18 protein-coding genes, 1 tRNA gene and 1 riboswitch are annotated in these 18041 nt (G+C 31.5%); all 19 genes read left to right on the forward strand.

What is annotated here, in order from left to right; genetic code table 11:
• The first annotated feature begins 84 nt into the window (after window positions 1–84).
• The 19 genes from RWZ86_RS06110 (at window position 85) to RWZ86_RS06205 (ending at window position 18026) form a co-directional block, all read left to right on the forward strand.
• Window positions 85–157 (forward strand) — tRNA-Thr (locus tag RWZ86_RS06110).
• 142 nt (window positions 158–299) lie between these two features.
• Complete coding sequence (locus RWZ86_RS06115) at window positions 300–1019, forward strand: metallophosphoesterase family protein (RefSeq protein ID WP_314680639.1); 720 nt, start codon at window positions 300–302, stop codon at window positions 1017–1019.
• 12 nt (window positions 1020–1031) lie between these two features.
• Window positions 1032–1691, forward strand: coding sequence for a type II CAAX endopeptidase family protein (locus RWZ86_RS06120; protein WP_314680640.1), 660 nt, complete (start codon window positions 1032–1034; stop codon window positions 1689–1691).
• Window positions 1688–2818 (forward strand): sensor histidine kinase, encoded by a 1131-nt coding sequence (locus RWZ86_RS06125; protein WP_314680641.1) that lies wholly within the window; start codon window positions 1688–1690, stop codon window positions 2816–2818. The genes RWZ86_RS06120 and RWZ86_RS06125 overlap by 4 nt, the downstream gene beginning before the upstream one ends.
• Window positions 2811–3464: a response regulator transcription factor gene (locus tag RWZ86_RS06130; protein WP_314680642.1), complete on the forward strand. Its 654-nt coding sequence runs from the start codon at window positions 2811–2813 to the stop codon at window positions 3462–3464. The genes RWZ86_RS06125 and RWZ86_RS06130 overlap by 8 nt, the downstream gene beginning before the upstream one ends.
• A 63-nt stretch (window positions 3465–3527) precedes the next feature.
• A riboswitch (TPP riboswitch) is annotated at window positions 3528–3617 on the forward strand.
• A gap of 306 nt (window positions 3618–3923) precedes the next feature.
• A complete protein-coding gene (locus tag RWZ86_RS08250; RefSeq protein ID WP_399544946.1) occupies window positions 3924–5480 on the forward strand; it encodes an SEC10/PgrA surface exclusion domain-containing protein in 1557 nt (518 codons plus the stop codon).
• Window positions 5481–5737: 257 nt separating this feature from the next.
• The gene (locus RWZ86_RS06145; protein ID WP_314680643.1) at window positions 5738–6481 is read left to right on the forward strand and encodes a protein phosphatase 2C domain-containing protein; all 744 of its coding nucleotides are present in this window, start codon (window positions 5738–5740) and stop codon (window positions 6479–6481) included.
• A 49-nt stretch (window positions 6482–6530) separates the two neighbouring features.
• The gene (locus RWZ86_RS06150; protein WP_314680644.1) at window positions 6531–7874 is read left to right on the forward strand and encodes a UDP-glucose--hexose-1-phosphate uridylyltransferase; all 1344 of its coding nucleotides are present in this window, start codon (window positions 6531–6533) and stop codon (window positions 7872–7874) included.
• A gap of 175 nt (window positions 7875–8049) precedes the next feature.
• A complete protein-coding gene (locus RWZ86_RS06155; RefSeq protein WP_314680645.1) occupies window positions 8050–8712 on the forward strand; it encodes a DUF1868 domain-containing protein in 663 nt (220 codons plus the stop codon).
• 26 nt (window positions 8713–8738) lie between these two features.
• Window positions 8739–9812: an extracellular solute-binding protein gene (locus RWZ86_RS06160; RefSeq protein WP_314680646.1), complete on the forward strand. Its 1074-nt coding sequence runs from the start codon at window positions 8739–8741 to the stop codon at window positions 9810–9812.
• Window positions 9813–9909: 97 nt separating this feature from the next.
• Window positions 9910–10920, forward strand: coding sequence for an ABC transporter ATP-binding protein (locus RWZ86_RS06165; RefSeq protein ID WP_314680647.1), 1011 nt, complete (start codon window positions 9910–9912; stop codon window positions 10918–10920).
• Between the two features lie 12 nt (window positions 10921–10932).
• Window positions 10933–12624 carry an iron ABC transporter permease gene (locus RWZ86_RS06170; RefSeq protein WP_314680648.1) on the forward strand — a complete coding sequence of 564 codons (1692 nt, stop codon included), beginning with the start codon at window positions 10933–10935 and terminating at the stop codon, window positions 12622–12624.
• Window positions 12625–12626: 2 nt separating this feature from the next.
• Complete coding sequence (locus tag RWZ86_RS06175; protein WP_314680649.1) at window positions 12627–13325, forward strand: MgtC/SapB family protein; 699 nt, start codon at window positions 12627–12629, stop codon at window positions 13323–13325.
• A 169-nt stretch (window positions 13326–13494) separates the two neighbouring features.
• On the forward strand, window positions 13495–14490 hold the full coding sequence (locus RWZ86_RS06180) for a LacI family DNA-binding transcriptional regulator (protein WP_314680650.1): 996 nt from the start codon (window positions 13495–13497) through the stop codon (window positions 14488–14490).
• A 128-nt stretch (window positions 14491–14618) separates the two neighbouring features.
• Window positions 14619–14927 carry a hypothetical protein gene (locus RWZ86_RS06185; protein WP_314680651.1) on the forward strand — a complete coding sequence of 103 codons (309 nt, stop codon included), beginning with the start codon at window positions 14619–14621 and terminating at the stop codon, window positions 14925–14927.
• A gap of 213 nt (window positions 14928–15140) precedes the next feature.
• The gene (locus RWZ86_RS06190; protein WP_314680652.1) at window positions 15141–15845 is read left to right on the forward strand and encodes a metal ABC transporter ATP-binding protein; all 705 of its coding nucleotides are present in this window, start codon (window positions 15141–15143) and stop codon (window positions 15843–15845) included.
• Window positions 15794–16609, forward strand: coding sequence for a metal ABC transporter permease (locus RWZ86_RS06195; protein ID WP_314680653.1), 816 nt, complete (start codon window positions 15794–15796; stop codon window positions 16607–16609). Before RWZ86_RS06190 ends, RWZ86_RS06195 begins: the two co-directional genes overlap by 52 nt.
• Before the next feature lie 119 nt (window positions 16610–16728).
• A complete protein-coding gene (locus tag RWZ86_RS06200; protein WP_314680654.1) occupies window positions 16729–17688 on the forward strand; it encodes an AEC family transporter in 960 nt (319 codons plus the stop codon).
• A 176-nt stretch (window positions 17689–17864) separates the two neighbouring features.
• Window positions 17865–18026 carry a hypothetical protein gene (locus tag RWZ86_RS06205; RefSeq protein WP_314680655.1) on the forward strand — a complete coding sequence of 54 codons (162 nt, stop codon included), beginning with the start codon at window positions 17865–17867 and terminating at the stop codon, window positions 18024–18026.
• The last annotated feature ends 15 nt before the right edge of the window (window positions 18027–18041 follow it).

The following is an 18041-nucleotide window of genomic DNA, read 5'->3' on the forward strand; positions in this document are numbered from 1 at the left end:
GTAGCGCATGACTGTTAATCATGATGTCGTAGGTTCGAGTCCTACTTGCGGAGTTCTTTTTTTTTACCCAAAATTCAGTAGCTTGCTGCTTTAGCTCAGTCGGTAGAGCGTCACCTTGGTAAGGTGGAGGTCGCCGGTTCAATCCCGGCAAGTAGCTTATATAAAATATAAAATTAAGTGAGACTGGTGTATACCAGTCTTTTTTGTTTTAGCTTCTTCTAACATGATACTACAAGCTTTTTTGAAACTTTGTAGTATGGTATAATCATCGTATGTTTAAAGAGGAGTTGTAGAAAGTTATGAAAAAAACATATTTTATTATTGGAGATGTTCATGGAGAAGACCAAATGCTCGACGAAATGTTAAAAAATTGGGATGAAAGTACTCAACAATTAGTTTTTCTAGGAGATTTAATTGATAGAGGACCAAATAATAAAAAAAGTGTTTTAACAGCTATGAAATATGTAAAAGAAAAAAATGCTTGGTATGTCATGGGAAATCATGAAGTGATGTTTTTAGCGTGGATTGACAATCCAGAGGAACGTTTTGACCATTATATGAGAAATAATGGAAATACAACGATTAACCATTTACTAAATCGTCCAGTAGATACGGAAATTGATTCTTTAAAAGATTGCGAATTAGTTAAAGAACAATACCCAGAATTAATCGCATTTTTAAGAGAACGTCCTTTATATATTGATGAAGGAGATGTTTTATTTGTTCATGCTGGAGTTGATTTAAGATTAGATCATTGGTTAGATACGGTTCCAAAAGACTTTTATTGGATTCGTGAACCTTTCCATACTGGAAAAAATACAACAGGAAAAACAATTATTTTTGGACATACTCCATTAAAAGGATTGAATGAAGATGGAGATTATATGAAACTATGGCAACATGATGGTAAAATTGGCATGGATGGCGGAGCTGTATTTGGTGGGGCTTTACATGGTGTTGTATGGCATAATGGAGAAATTCAAAAAATTTATAGTTTAGAGCATAAAGATTTCCATTAATGGAGGTAAAGAATGAAGAAAAAGGCAGTATTATTATGGTTTGTGTATTTTTCTAATTTAATGATTGTTCCACGATTTTTTCTAACTCAAGCTCAAGATGGTACGTTACATGTCGATCGAAAAGTATATATTTTAGTTCAATTAATAACAGCTATGTATGCAGTTTGGTCTTACCGGGAAGTGATTCAAAGAGGATTCGAAAGTTTGGTAAAACGAAGATTTGTTCGCGATATTGCGATTGGATATGTTGTTCGAGTAGTCCTTACTTTACTTTTAGCTCTTGTTGTTCCATTACAGCAAACAGATAATCAAGCGAATATTGAATCGTTATTAAATTCAACATCAATTGTATTAATGGTCATTTTAACATGTGTGGTTGCACCGATTGTGGAGGAATTAGTATTTAGGGAAGCGATTATTGGAGCTTTTAAAGATAAAGTAAATTCTTGGATTTTAACGGCAATTTCAATTTTCTTCTTTGTTTTACTGCATTCGCTATCTAATAGTGGTGGAATTGACTGGAGTGCGGCGTTGATGTATATTCCTTTGACGATTCCTTTAGTAGGAATGTATCGTTATTATGAAGATAATGTTGCAGCATCTATGTTAATGCATTTTGTGAGCAATAGTGTTGCGATGATTTTTTTAGTGGGTAGAGGGTTCCTATCATGAAAATGATTCAAGAAAATCAACTAAAATTTTTAATTCGTTATGGGTTGTTAATAACTGCTCTTGTGGAATGGGCATTATATCATTCAGTTAATGCTTATCATTTGCTACTATTTCTGGTTATTGTTATTGTAGCGCAATTAGATTACTATTCGATTCAATATCCTTGGGCAATTTTAGCACAAGGGATGGCAGTTTTATCATTTTGTTATTTTACAGGAAATATTTTCATTAGCTTGATGCTTTTATTATGTTTCGAGATTAGTTTTAGATTTTCCTCTCTGCATGCTATTATTCTTCAAGGGATGATTAGTGTTGTTGTTATTGTATTAGGGATAAAGCAACAACAATGGTGGTCGATTCCAGTTATGATTTTTGGAAATGTATTGTTTTATTATGGTGCACATCTTGTATTTAAATTAAAGTATCAAGAAAATTTATTAAAAGAGCAAGAAAATCAATTGTTTGAGCAGAAAAAGGAACTGCAACAAGCGCGATATACAATGGGTACGATGAAGGAATTATATACTTTACAAGAGAGAAATCGTATTTCAAGAGAAATTCATGATTCAGTTGGACATAGTCTATCAACGATTATTATTCAATTAGGAGCCATTAGTAAATTAAGTGAAGAAATTAGTCCTCAAGTTTCTCAAATGAGTGCACAATTAAGAGAATTTGCAGTTAAAGGATTACAAGAAGTGCGTACGGTAGTTCATGATTTAAAACCAGAACAACTAACGAAACAACAACTAACTGTCGCCTTAGAAGAATTTATTTATGAAACAAAACAACATAGTGGAGTGGAATTTGTATTCCGACAAAATAAACCAACATTTCAACTTACTAAAGAGCAAGAGTTGACGATTTTTAGAGGAGTGCAAGAGGCAACGACCAATGCGATTCGTCATGGAAAAGTCACTAAAATTACGCTATTAATGATGTATTCTGCAAATGAACTTATTGTAACGATTATGGATAACGGAGTGGGATCTTCAGCTATTTCACTAGAAGGTGGATTAAAAGCTTTAGAAGAGCGACTACATGAACAACAGGCACAATTAGAAATCAAAAATACTGAACAAGGATTTACAGTACAAATGAAATTGAAAGGAGAATCCAATGTCTGAAAAAATTAAAGTGATGTTAGTAGATGATGAACAATTAATTCGATCTGGTTTAAAAATTATGTTAGAAACTTATCCAGATATTGAAGTGATTCATCAAGCTGGAAATGGAAGAGAAGCAATTGAATGTTGTAAAAAAGAAGTTCCAGATGTTGTATTAATGGATATTCGTATGCCAGTAAGTACAGGAATTGAAGGAACTAAACTCATTAAAGAAGCTTATCCAGAAGTGAAGATTGTAATGGTGACGACCTTTCAAGATACAGAATATATTGTAGAAGCAATGCAATATGGGGCTTCAGGTTATTTATTAAAGGATAGTAGTTATGAAGCTATCTATGATGGGATTAAAGTTGCTTTATCTGGAAAAGTAGTGATGGATGCGACAGTTTCCAAGAAGTTAGTGATGCAACCAAAAGCTCAAACGACTATGGGTAAGCAAACGGATATTTCTTCATTAGGATTAACCGAAAGAGAAATTGAACTTATTCGACTTGTGTCTCAAGGATTAAATAATAAAGAAATTTCAGAAGCATTATTTTTATCTGAAGGAACCGTGAAAAATAATATTAGTACGATTTTATCAAAATTAGCTTTACGTGATCGTACGCAATTAGTAATTTTTGCTTATGATCATCATATTCGTTAATAAAAGTAGTCTAGAAACCTTTTCTTCTTAGAGGAAACATGCTATACTGAACTCAATTCAATAGAGAAGCATTTGGGGTGCCGAAAGGCTGAGATCATACCCATTGAACCTGTTCTGGATAATGCCAGCGAAGGAAAATGACGATCAAGAATAGAAGAAGGATAACTTACAGTTTTTAAACTAGTATTGATTCTAATCTATGATGATGCAATGACTCCCCTTTTGTTTTTAATAACGAAAGGGGCTTTTTATATAGTTTTAACAGATGGTTTCTGTCAACAGGAAACATGTGCTTTCAATTGAAGTAAAACACCAATTTGTTGCCATCATTTTGGTGTGTTTTCCCTTTTTCTCCACTATCAGAGTTGTGCCTGATGGTGGAGTTTCTCTTTATAGGCTATTAGTTGATTTTTATGCAAGATTCGGTACAATAACAGTAAAGAATAAAGGAGGCACTTTATGAATAAAAAAATATTTTCACTACTAGCAACCGTTACTTTAACAAGTCTGGCTGCAGTTCATGCAGAAGAAACTTCAAAACAAGGTTGGGTTAAAGAAAATGGTTCATGGTATTTTTATCAAAATCAAAAACCAGTGACTAAACAATGGCAAGGGAACTATTATTTAAAAGCTGATGGAAAAATGGCTGAAAAAGAATGGATTTATGATGCTGATTATCAAGGTTGGTATTATTTACAAAGTGATGGATCTTACGCTTATTCTACATGGCAAGGAGATTATTATTTAAACCCAAATGGAAAAATGGCTATTGCAGAATGGGTTTATGATAAAAACTACAAAGCTTGGTACTATTTAAAAGGGAATGGTGCTTATGCTCGTTCTGAATGGCAAAAAGACTATTACTTAAAAGCTGATGGAAAAATGGCTGTTTCAGAATGGATACAAAATTCTCTTGAAAATGCTTGGTACTATTTAAAAGGCGATGGTTCTTATGCTCATGATGAGTGGGTAGGTTCCTACTATTTAAAATCTAATGGGAAAATGGCTACATTAGAATGGATTTATGATAAGTCTTATGAAGCATGGTATTATCTAAAATCAGATGGAACGTATGCTTATGACCAAGAAGTAGATGGATACTATTTAGAATCAGATGGTAAAATGCGTGAATCTAGGGTGGATCAGTTAAGAAGAGAATTAGATGGCGCTGTACAATCTCAACGCCAACAAGAAGAGAAGAAAGCATTAGAAAAAGCAATTCAATGGTTAGAATCAGAAGATTCCATTTCAATTAATGAAGAATATGCGAAACGTTTAAATCAATATGGTTCCACTGCTCAAGGGAAAAACCAAGAAAATGTATCAGCTCTAAATACTATTAGTAAATCATTATTAAAACAAAATCAAAAAGAAACAGGAGCTATTTCGAATACATTATTGGCAAAATACAATCTTCGTTCAATGCCAGAAGATATGAAGCAATCACTAAACTTATACGCTGCTTCATTAATTAATTCAGTTAGAAAACAAATGAATTATTCGCCAGTTAAAGTAACAGAAACAATGGTTACGATTGCAGAGCAAATTGCGAAAGAATACATTAATGATGGAAGATTTATTGCAGATGGAAGAGGTCATGATGCGCATGCTATTAATAAAGTAGTAGCACAATATGGAATTCTAACTTCTACAGATGATTCAAAATCAAATGGTAGCCAATATTATGAAAATGCGATTAGCACAGATTTCCAAAATCAAGATTACTTTACGATTCGTGCTGAATTAAGAGAAGCTATCTTATTATTCTTATTCAATGGAAGCGAATATGATCATGCTCAAAGTGTTGCAGGAGTGAATTTTGGAAAATCATACAGTGCAGATTACTTTGGAGTAGGTTTTGGGGCTTCTGGTCACTTTATTCAAATAGAAGATTCTTATATTGAAAAAGAAGGAACTTTACCATTTTCAAAAACAGAAATTTCTCAAAAAGTTCGAATAGATTATGAACAAAAAGTTATTAAACGCTTAAAAGATCATTTAGCAACTTTAAAATAATCCATTAAAAGTGGGCAATTGTCATTGCCTGCTTTTTTTGTGGATAAACTAAGCATGAATGATGCGTTTACATTTTTGATACTTTTTATTATATTTTTCTAGACAATTATACTTTGAAGGTATATGATGAAAGAAATGACATCGGTGTCATAATTATTTTTTTAATATTTCTAAAAATTTTACTAACTAAATTTGTGTTAGTTGGAATTTTTTAGCGATAGAATTAACTTATCTTATTGGAATTGGGGGTAGAAAGAATGAAAATAAGAAATATTTGTTCTATACAAGGAACAGCAATGGAAAATGAGGATGCCGTAGGTAATGTTGAAAATTATTTTTGGATTATTGATGGAGCTACAGATTTATATGATTCAAAAAAGACTATTGGATATTCTGTTTCTGAGATAACTCATCTATTATCTGAAAAACTAAAAGTATATTGTAAAGAAAAAGAATCTTTAAAGAATATTTTTCAAAATGCTATAAAGGAAGTTAGAAATATTATAGGTTTAAATGATTCCAATCATGAAGAATTCTATAAATTACCAACATTTGCCTTTATTTTTGCAAGATTGTCACGAAGAAAACTTGAATATTTAATCCTTGGTGATTGTGTCATGTTAGTAAATGATGAACAATTAACGGATCATAGAGTGGATCGATTATTTGATTTAGGGAAAAATGAAATAGAGAATTCAAAAAAAGGTTTAAATGTATTAAATAAAAAAGAAATTTTACAAAAAATTAGAGGACTTGCTAATAAAGAGAAAGGTTATTGGATTGGTTCTTTAGATGATTCAAGTATTGAACATGCGCTATATGGAAATCTTGAAGTTAGGGGAGATAGAATTGTTTTGATGAGTGATGGATTTTATGAATACTATTCTCAAAATGCTACTAAAAGTTTTGAGGAATTAATTGTAATGAGAAGACAATCAACAGAAATTGATCCAATTTATGGAAAAAAAGATGATGCAAGTATATTAGTTGTTGAATTGTAGGGGTATTTTACAGAGGAAATTTAAATATATAAAGATAAAGGAGAAAATAATGCAACCATTAATTGACAAATTTGTGGAGAAAGTTATCAACTACGGAGTATATAGTTCAATGGATTATTCCTATGTTAAAAATAGGGTACTAGCTTTAGTAGGAGAGGAAGGAATTGACACTCTTACAAAGGAAGAAGATATAAAAAAACTAAAAGATAGTTTAGTGGAAATAGCAGAAAAAAATGAAAAAGTTAATACGACAGTTGAAGAAAAAGACTGTTTAGGTGCAGAGTTAATGAATTTTATTACTCCAATACCAAGTCTTATGAATGAAATTTTTTGGAATTCATACAAGGTATCTCCTCAAAAGGCAATTGAAAATTTTTATCAAATAAGTAAGGATAATGATTATATTAAGTTATCTGCTATTTCCAAAAATATTGCTTTCCAAGCAGAAACAAAGTATGGAAATCTTGAAATTACTATTAATTTATCTAAACCTGAAAAAGATCCTAAAACAATTGCAACTGAAAAATTGCTGAAACCATCAAATTATCCAAAATGTCTTTTATGCATGGAAAATGAAGGTTATCAAGGACGAGTTAATTATCCAGCAAGAGCAAATCATAGAATTATAAGAATGAATCTTGGAGAAGAACTATGGGGATTTCAATATTCTCCGTATTCATATTTTAATGAACATGCTATCTTTTTTAATTCAGAACATGTTCCGATGGCAATTACTTCTAAGACATTTGAACAATTATTAGATATTATTGATATTATTCCAGGATATTTTGTAGGATCAAATTCTGATCTTCCTATCTCTGGAGGTTCTATACTAAGTCATAATCATTATCAAGGTGGAAAATATGTATTCCCAATGGAAAAAGCAGATTATGACATAAATTTTGAATTTAGAGGTTTTGAAGATATAGAAGCTGGAATAGTTAATTGGCCAATGTCAGTTATTAGATTGCGTGGAAAAGTTGATGGAAAGTATGAAATGGATATAGTTTTAAGAGATAATCATACATCTGAATTACATCCAGACGGCGTTTATCATCCTCATAAAGATGTTCATCATATAAAAAAAGAAAATATTGGATTAATAGAAGTAATGGGTCTTGCAATTTTACCACCTCGCTTAAAAACTGAATTAGAAGAAGTAGAGAAATTTTTATTAAATAAACCAAATGAAATAGCAAATTATCATTTAGATTGGGCTAAACAATTAAAAGAGAAATATTCAAATATAGAAGAAAAAGAAGTTACTAAAATTATTCAATATGAAGTAGGTCAAGTTTTTGCTAGAGTATTGGAAGATGCCGGTGTGTATAAAAATAACCAATCTGGTCGAGAAGGATTTAAGAGATTTATTGAAGTAGTGGGAATTAATTAGAATAGCTTAAATATAAAACTATAAATAAATTTCTAAAAAGAATTACGTCAAAATTTGGCGTAATTTTTTTGCAAAAAAATAAATGAAAGCGGTTGACAATAAAACGCTTGCAAAGTATAATGAGTTCATCAGGTTGACACCGGTGTCAAAAACAAGATAACAAAGGAAGAAGTTTATGAAAAATCTTACTAAAATTAAATTTAAAGAAAATGGTGAATTTAACCATTTTCCAGGGAATACTGTAGTTGCAAATTTATACAATAAACCAGACTTGATGGAAGTAGTTGATATTATTCAATCACGTTATAGAGAGTTACCATTTATTGATAAATTTACTCTAACACCTAGAGGATCGATTCACATGACAGTGATTGAGTTACTTTGTCATGAGAATCGTGAATCAGAGTTTTGGAGTAGTAAGTTATCATTAGATACCCCATTGCAGGAAATTCATGATTATTTTGCAAAACAATTAGAATTATTTCCATTATTGAATGAAAACATTCATATGAGAGTAACTGAAATGGGAAATCAAAATATTTTAGTGGAACCTGCTGATGAAGAATCTGCTAAAAGATTAGAAGAAATACGTACATATGTTTCAGAAAAAGCAGGAGTACGTTTCCCTAATCATGATCGATATCAATTTCATATCTCAATTGGATATTTACGAGTTCCGTTAACTGAAGAAGAAGATAAGGAATTTAAAAAAGTAAAAGAAGAATTAACAAAAGTATTACTAGAGAAAGTACCTGTAATTACTGTAAATCGCATTGATTATACAGTGTTTGAAGATATGAGACAATTTGTTCCATATCATGAAAAATTTGGAAAATAATAAATTAACATAAAAGGAGTTTTATTATGAAAACTAAGAAATTTTTATCAAAATTATTACCAACAGTATTTACAGCAACAGCTTTAGCAGCTTGTTCAAGTAGTACAAATCCTTCATCTAATTCTAACTCAGGAGCTGATGAAAAAGCAGATAAAAGTCAAGAATTAGTAATCTATTCTAACTCGGTATCAAACGGGCGTGGAGACTGGTTAACAGCTCAAGCTAAGGAAGCAGGATTTAATATCCGTATGGTTGATATTGCCGGCGCACAACTTGCAGATCGTGTTATTGCAGAAAAAAATAATTCAGTTGCTGATATGGTATTTGGGATTGGAGCTGTAGATTCAAATAAATTACGAGATGCAAAATTATTAGAACAATTTAAACCTGATTGGTTTGATAAAATTGATTCATCATTAGCAGATAAAGATGGTTTTTATAATCCAGTGATTGTTCAACCGTTAGTATTAGTTGGAAATCCTGAAGTGAAAGAAATGCCAAAAGATTGGACAGAGTTAGCAAGTAAATATAAAGATCAATATTCAATTTATGGATTAACAGGTGGTACAGGACGTGCGATTTATGCAAGTATCTTAGTTCGTTATCTTGATGAAAAAGGAGATTTAGGTGTATCTGAAAAAGGTTGGAATGTTGCAAAAGATTATTTTGCAAATGCATATACACTTCAAAAAGGTGAAAGTACAGTCGTTAAAGTTTTAGATAAAGAAAGTCCTGTTCAATATGGTATGATTTGGGGCTCAGGAGCATTAGTAGGACAAAAAGAACAAAATGTAGAATTTAAAGTAATGACACCAGATGTAGGTGTTCCATTTGTAACAGAACAAACAATGGTATTAAATACTAGTAAGAAAAAAGCACTTGCTAAAGAATTTATTAACTGGTTTGGTCAAGCTAAAATTCAAGCTGAATATAGTAAAAACTTTGGATCTATTCCAGCAAATAAAGATGCTGTAGCTGAATTACCAGAAGATACTAAGAAATTTGTTGGACAACTTAAACCACAAGCTATTGATTGGGAAGTTGTTGGAAAATACTTAGACCAATGGGTTGAAAAAGCAGAATTAGAATACGTTAAATAACTTTATAAATGGTATCACGAGTCTCGCAGGGTCTAAACTCTATTAGATAGAAAGAACCTTTGCGAGACTTTTTGAAATAGATGAAGGAGAAAATATTATGATTAAATTTGAAAATATTCAAATTAAGTATGGAGATTTTATTGCAATTGATAATCTTAATCTTGAAATTAATGAAGGTGAATTTTTTACTTTTTTAGGACCGTCAGGTTGTGGAAAATCAACAACTTTAAGAGCTTTAGTAGGATTTCTTGATCCTTCTCAAGGACGAATTGAAGTAAATGGGAAAGATGTGACTAAATTAGAACCTGAAAAACGTGGAATTGGAATCGTGTTTCAATCTTATGCTTTATTCCCAACGATGACAGTATTTGATAATATTGCTTTTGGATTGAAAGTAAAAAAAGTTGCTCCAGATGTTATTAAAGCAAAAGTTGCAGCAGTAGCTGCAAAAATTAAAATTTCTGATAAACAATTACAACGTAATGTGTCAGAATTATCTGGTGGTCAACAACAGCGTGTAGCATTAGCTCGTGCATTAGTATTAGAACCTAAAATTCTTTGTTTAGATGAACCTCTTTCTAATCTTGATGCAAAATTACGTGTAGATTTAAGAAAAGAATTAAAACGTCTGCAAAAAGATTTAGGAATTACAACATTATATATTACACACGACCAAGAGGAAGCTTTAACATTATCAGACAGAATTGCTGTATTCAATAATGGGTTTATTGAACAAGTAGGAACACCACCTGAAATTTATCATCAATCAAAAACAGAATTTGTATGTGATTTTATTGGGGATATTAATGTCTTAACTGAAGAGACCGTTCATGATATTTTATCTAAAAATCCATCAGTAAACTTAGAAGATAAGAAAGGATATATTCGTCTAGAGAAAATTCGTTTTAAACGTGAAACAGAAGAAGATATCTTATTAAAAGGCACAATTATCGATACAGAATTTTCTGGTGTAAACGTTCGATATACGATACAAGTGTCTGAAAAACAAATTGTCAATGTGACTCGTATTGATAGTCAATTTGCAATTAAATCTGTGGGGGAAAATGTAGAACTATATATTACACCTTCAGATATTGTTCAATATTAGGGAGGGGATAGTATGCGTAAAAAGTTAAATTGGAAAGATTGGCTTATTCGTTTAGGGTTAGTCTGGTTCCTAGTAACGTTTATTATTTATCCAAACTTTGATTTAGTAGTGAATGTATTTGTTAAAGACGGACATTTTTCTATAAATGCATTTGAACGTGTTTTAAAATCTCAAAGAGCTCTACAAAGTATTATGAACAGTTTTAAATTAGCTTTTTCATTGATTATTACAGTAAACGTTGTAGGAGTACTTTGTGTATTATTCACCGAATACTTTGATATTAAAGGAGCTAAAATCTTAAAATTAGGGTACATGACTTCATTGATTTATGGAGGGGTTGTTCTTGCGACAGGTTATAAATTTGTTTATGGACCTTATGGAATGATTACAAGAGTTTTACAAAATATTATTCCTTCACTTGATCCTAACTGGTTTATTGGATATGGAGCAGTATTGTTTATTATGACTTTCTCAGGAACTGCTAATCATACATTATTTTTAACAAATACGATTAGAAGTGTAGATTATCATACAATTGAAGCTGCACGTAATATGGGTGCAAAACCTTTTACAGTGTTTAGAAAAGTAGTTTTACCTACTTTAACACCTACTTTATTTGCATTAACTATTATGATTTTCCTTAGTGGATTATCTGCAGTTGCAGCACCAATGATTGTTGGAGGAAAACAATTCCAAACTATTAACCCAATGATTATTACATTTGCGGGAATGGGAAATTCTCGTGATTTAGCTGCATTACTTGCGATTATTTTAGGAATTGCTACAACAATTTTATTAACTATTATGAATAAAATTGAAAAAGGTGGAAATTATATTTCTATCTCTAAAACAAAAGCACCTTTGAAAAAACAAAAGATAACTTCAAAACCATGGAATATCATCGCACATATTGTTGCATATGCATTATTTACAGTGTTTATGTTACCTTTGGTCTTTATTGTTCTTTATTCATTTACAGATCCAGTAGCGATTCAAACAGGACATTTATCATTGTCTAACTTTACTTTAGAAAACTATTATCAATTCTTTAGTAATAGTGTTGCTTTCTCACCATTCTTAGTCAGCTTTATTTATGCAATTCTTGCTGCTATTACAGCAACAGTGCTTGCTGTTGTTTTTGCAAGAGTGGTTAGAAAACATAAATCTAAATTTGACTTCTTGTTTGAATATGGAGCTTTGCTTCCTTGGTTACTACCAAGTACATTATTAGCAATTAGTTTACTGTTTACATTTAATCAACCACAACCACTTGTATTAAATAAAATTTTAGTTGGAACATTTGTAATGTTATTGATTGCATATATTATTGTAAAAATTCCATTCTCATATCGTATGGTTCGAGCTATTTTATTTAGCGTTGATGATGAAATGGAAGATGCAGCTCGTAGTATGGGAGCATCACCATTTTATACAATGATGAAAGTTATTATTCCATTTATTTTACCAGTAGTTCTTTCAATCATTGCCCTTAACTTTAATTCGTTATTAACAGACTTCGATTTATCTGTATTCTTATATCATCCATTGGCTCAGCCGCTAGGAATTACTATTCGTTCAGCAGGGGACGAAACAGCAACTTCAAATGCACAAGCTCTTGTCTTTGTATATACTATTGTATTAATGATTATTTCTTCAACAGTACTATACTTTACACAAAGACAAAGTAAATCAACTAGGAAGTAATTATGACAACCTTAACAAATGTTGAAATAGTAATACGGATAGTTTTGTCACTAGTAGCTGGTAGTCTCATTGGTATGGAAAGGGGAGGAAAATCTCAACCAGCAGGGATACGCACACATAGCGTTGTTTGTGTTGCAGCCTGTCTAATAATGATGACGAATGAGTTTGTTTCATATAAGTTTGGAACGGGAGATCCTACACGTTTAGGAGCACAAGTAGTCTCAGGAGTAGGTTTTTTAGGGGCAGGAACAATTCTTATAAAAGAAAATAAAAAGATTACAGGATTAACAACGGCTGCAGGGATTTGGGGAGCAGCAGGTATTGGATTAGCAATAGGAGTTGGCTTTTATGAGGGAGCAATTTTAACGACTATTTCGATTTGGGGTATTATTTCAATGTTTCAACCATTGAAGATATATTTACAAAAACGTTCAAAAATTATTGAGTTGTATATAGTGGTAAATTCAACAGAAGCTTATAATCGTGTATTAGTATATTGTGCTGAAAAACATATTCGTGTTACAGATTCAAGAACAGCTTTTGGCGAAGTGAATCAAAGTCGAATTCAATATTTTGATGTACCAGAAAAGAAAATAGCATCCTTTATTACTTTAGAACTTCCTGGGAAATTTGAACATCTTCGTTTAATGGAAGAATTGTCAGAGATTATTGGACTTATTTATATAGAAGAAATTAGTTAACGCAAGATAAAAAGGCGAGGGTAACCTTGCCTTTTTATCATAAAATGAATTGTTCGAAGTAAAAATCTAGTTAGTAAAATATGAAATTATAAATTGTATGTTAGGATTATATTTGATAGAATGATAGCGCAACTTACTTTGAAATTTTAGATTATTTTGAGGAGTAGAAATGAAAAATAACAAGAAAATTACTATTTATGATATTGCACGAGTATCAGGGGTATCCCCAAAGACTGTTTCAAGAGTTATTAATGGGGGAGAAAGAGTTAAACCTGAAACCTATCAAGCTGTAATGAAAGTAATAGATGAATTATCATATGTTCCAAATGCTTATGCTCAAAATTTAACGAAAAAAGAAACCATCAATATTTTAATATCTGTGAAAAAAATGGAATCTTTCCCTTTAATTTGGTTTCAAACATTATTAGATAAAGTGTTACAGACATGTAAGGAAGTAGGAGTTAATGCCATTGTTGAGTATTTTGGAGAGGGAGACTCTATTAAAGATTCTATTATTTCCAGTACAGGTAGTTTAGTTGATGGTGTAATTGTATTTTATGAAGGAAAAGATGATAGTCGAATTCAATATTTGAAAAAAAATAATAGGCCTTTTATTGTATTTGGGGAATCCCATACAGATGGTGTTATTTATGTTTCAAATAACGATTTTAAAGCAGGATATGATTTAATGGAAGCTGTTGAAGAAAAAGGCTTTAAAAAGATGTGGTTATTAATGGGTGGTCCATCTCTTGTTAATAAAAATCGTGAAAATGGTGTTAGAGAGTTTGTAAAGGAAAAGAGATATGATATTGATTTAGAAGTTATATATGGCTTATTTACAATTGAATCTGTATATGATTATGTAAAAGAGCATTTATCAACTTCTAATATTCCGGATATTATTTTTGTTTCGGGAGATGAAAAAGTTCAAGGTGTTATTAGAGGATGTTATGAAAAAGGAATATTGATTCCTGATCAATTGACAATAGTTGGTTTTGATAATATACCAATAGCTAAATATTATACTCCCGCATTATCAACCATCGCTCCAAATTATACAGAGTTAGCTAAAGAAATGATTGAAGGTGTTTTAGCAATTATAAATGGTGAACAAAGAGAGTCAGTTGAAGTTCCCGCAAGTTTAATAAGACGGCAAACTTTTTAACCATATTTGAATTTTGAAAATGTAAATTTTAACCTATTTTAAGAATTAGTAATAATTTAACAGTTTTTGATAATCAGATTTTTGGTGGAAATAAGGGAATTATTATTGAGGACTCAACAGGTCAAATAATGGTTTTAAATAATAGGTTCTATAATTTGAAGAGTGATTTCATTTCCTTTATCAAATCTACTGAAAATGGTAAAGAATCTGTTATTAATGATAGTAAATGGTATTTTTTTGATGAAATGGGAGCAATGTCAATAGGATGGATTCAAGTTGGAAAATATTGGTACTACATGAATAAATCAGGAGAAATGATAACAGGATGGCAACAAGTAAGTAGTAAATGGTGCTACTTAAATTCTTTAGGAGAATTAATAATAAATACAATTACTCCAGATGGTTACAATGTTAATGATAATGGTGAATGGATTTAATTACTGAATAAAATAGGATTTTTGAATTAACTTTATTGAAGGAATTAAGCAATGTTAGGTTGCTTGATTCCTATTTTAGTTGTGGAGTAAATCTTTTAGATATTAATAGAATGCTATCTATCGTAAATTCTTGATTATTCGTACTAAAATATGCTATCCTAACAAACGTACATAAAAAAGAATTACTACGATTTAGAAAAGGAAGGAGTTAGCATGAGTTACATTTCAGTTGAGAATTTATCATTTTCGTATGATAATGAACCCGTTTTAGAAAACATTAGTTTTACTGTTGAACCGGGGGAATTTGTTATTTTAACAGGCGAAAATGGTGCAGCCAAATCCACTTTATTAAAAAATATTTTAGGATTATTAACTCCAAAACAAGGAAAAGCAACAATCGCAACCGTTAATACACAAGGAGAAACTTTATCGATTGGATATGCCCCACAACAAATTTCTTCTTTTAATGTGGGATTTCCTTCAACTGTTTATGAATTAGTTGCTTCAGGTCGTTACCAACAAGGTCGTTGGTTTCAACGATTAGATAAAGAAGACCATGAACATATTGAAAAAGCCTTAAAATCTGTTGGAATGTGGGATGAACGCCATAAACGTATTGGTGAGTTATCGGGTGGTCAAAAGCAAAGAATTTGTTTAGCGCGTATTTTTGCGACAGATCCAGACTTATTTGTCTTAGATGAACCAACAGCAGGAATGGATAAAACAAGTAGAGAGCGTTTCTACCATCTCTTACATCACAGTTGTGCACATCATGGAAAAGCGATTTTAATGGTGACGCATGAGGAAGAAGATTTGGAACATTATGTGGATAAACATATTCATTTAATGAGAAAGGAGGATTCTCCATGGAGATGTTTTTCTATGGTTTCATGCAAAGAGCATTCATCACAGGATTAGCAATGGCGATGATTACGCCAATTTTGGGGTTATTTTTAATTTTAAGAAGACAGTCATTATTGGCAGATACATTATCGCATGTTTCCTTAGTGGGAGTTTCTCTAGGATTATTATTAGGCTACAATCCTACCTTTATGACATTAGTAGTGGTCGTTTTAGCAGCCATTGTATTGGAAGTCATTGGGAAATACTTTAAAGGTTATTCAGAAGTGACTGTTGCGATATTAATGTCTGGTGGGATGGCAATTGCTTTAATTTTAATGAATTTCCAAAAAGGTCGTTCAACAATTAGTGTGGATCAATTTTTATTTGGTTCTATCGTGACGATTACACAACAACAAATGTGGTTGATGATTGCTTTAGCGATCATTGTGGTCGTATTATATTTGATTTTTAGACGACCGTTATATGTTTTATCATTTGATGAAGATACAGCTTATACGGCAGGTTTACCTGTTCGTTTGATGACACAAGTTTTCACGATTATTACAGGGGTAGTCATTTCAGTGATGATGCCAATTGCTGGAGCTTTATTAGTTTCAGCAGTTATTGTATTACCAGCCTCTATCGCAATTCGTTTAACAAGAAGTTTTACAGGTGTGATTGTGTCGGGTATTTTAATTAGTATTTTTGGTATTTTTAGTGGATTAAGTATGTCTTATGAATTTGATACACCACCAGGTGCTACGATTACCTGTGTATTTTTAATTATTTTAGTCATTAGTTTATTTGGTACGATAATTAAAAATCAATTGAAGAAATAAGGAAGAAGTCTCGGAAAGTTTGTCTAACAGATTTTTCGAGATTTTTATATTTTATAGAATGTTGACAGGTAGAGGAAAAGCAGAGTATAGTGACTGTACGAAGAAATTGGAGGATTAAAATGTTAGGTGAAATCTTTTCAAGTATGGCAACGATAGTCATCATGATTAGTTTAGGATATGTATTACAAATAAAGGGATGGTTTGATAAAAATTTTTCAGCCAGTATTGCTTCTCTTATTATTAAAATTGCATTACCTGCTTCGATTATGATTTCTGTTTTAAGATTTATTTCAAGGGAAAAAATGATTGAATTTGTAGGAAGTTTAGGAATTCCACTTTTGAGTGTCGTGGTTGGATATATTGTTGCTTGGATTATTGTTCAAGTATTTCGTATTCCTAATGAACGTAAGGCAACGGTAATGAATACGATTGTTAATGCGAATACGATTTTTATGGGATTACCGTTGAATTTATCTTTATTTGGTGAAGAGGCTATGCCTTATTTTTTAGTATATTATGTAGTGAATACTTTATCGACTTTTACAGTGGGAACTTACTTATTTGCTTATTATAATCAGAAACATGTTGAAAAAGGAATTCAATGGAGTCGGATTTTCTCACCACCTTTAATCGCTTTTTTAGGGAGTATGATTTGGGTATGGTTTGGGTGGACACTTCCAACATTCTTGAATCAATCACTCGTTTATATTGGGAATTTAGTAACACCGTTATCGTTGATATATATTGGGATTCGTTTAGCGCAAGTGGGGCTTCGTTCGTTGACATTCGATGGTGATATGCGTTTATCGATATTTGGACGTTTTGTATTGTTTCCAGCGATTCTTTTAACAATTCAAGTGGGAGTCATTCAGTTCTTTTCAATCGAATTACCAATGAAATTACAAGAAACGTTCTTTCTTCAATCAACGATTCCTACATTGGTGATTATGCCGTTATTGGCAACGGAGGAAAATGCGGATATCTATTTTGCGACATCCGCTGTTACGATTACGACATTACTCTATATCGTGATTTTACCCGTATGGATGATGCTATTTTCGATTGCGTTCCAGTCGTAAAATTTAACGTAATAACGTAAAACAAAAATAACAGAAAAACTTCCTTGAATAGCAAGGTTGCCAGCAGCCTCGCATAGCGAGTCTCATGGCTAAAATTCGAGCCTCGGTCTCGAATTTTACCTTGTAACATAAGCCGAAGTGGCTTATGTTACTGCTGCTATTCAAGGGAGTTTTTCTTGTTATTTTTGCTAGATAAAAACGTTTCTTTGAAAGAAGTAGTAACTCGTAATAAATGGAAAAAAGGTAATCATTGGTATGATGTACTATCAAATGGTAAGATGGCGAAAAATACTGTCATTGATGGATACAAATTAAATGCAAACGGTGAATGGGTATAATCCTTTTTAACTACG

The organism is uncultured Granulicatella sp., from assembly GCF_963545075.1.
Taxonomy (GTDB): Bacteria; Bacillota; Bacilli; order Lactobacillales; family Aerococcaceae; genus Granulicatella.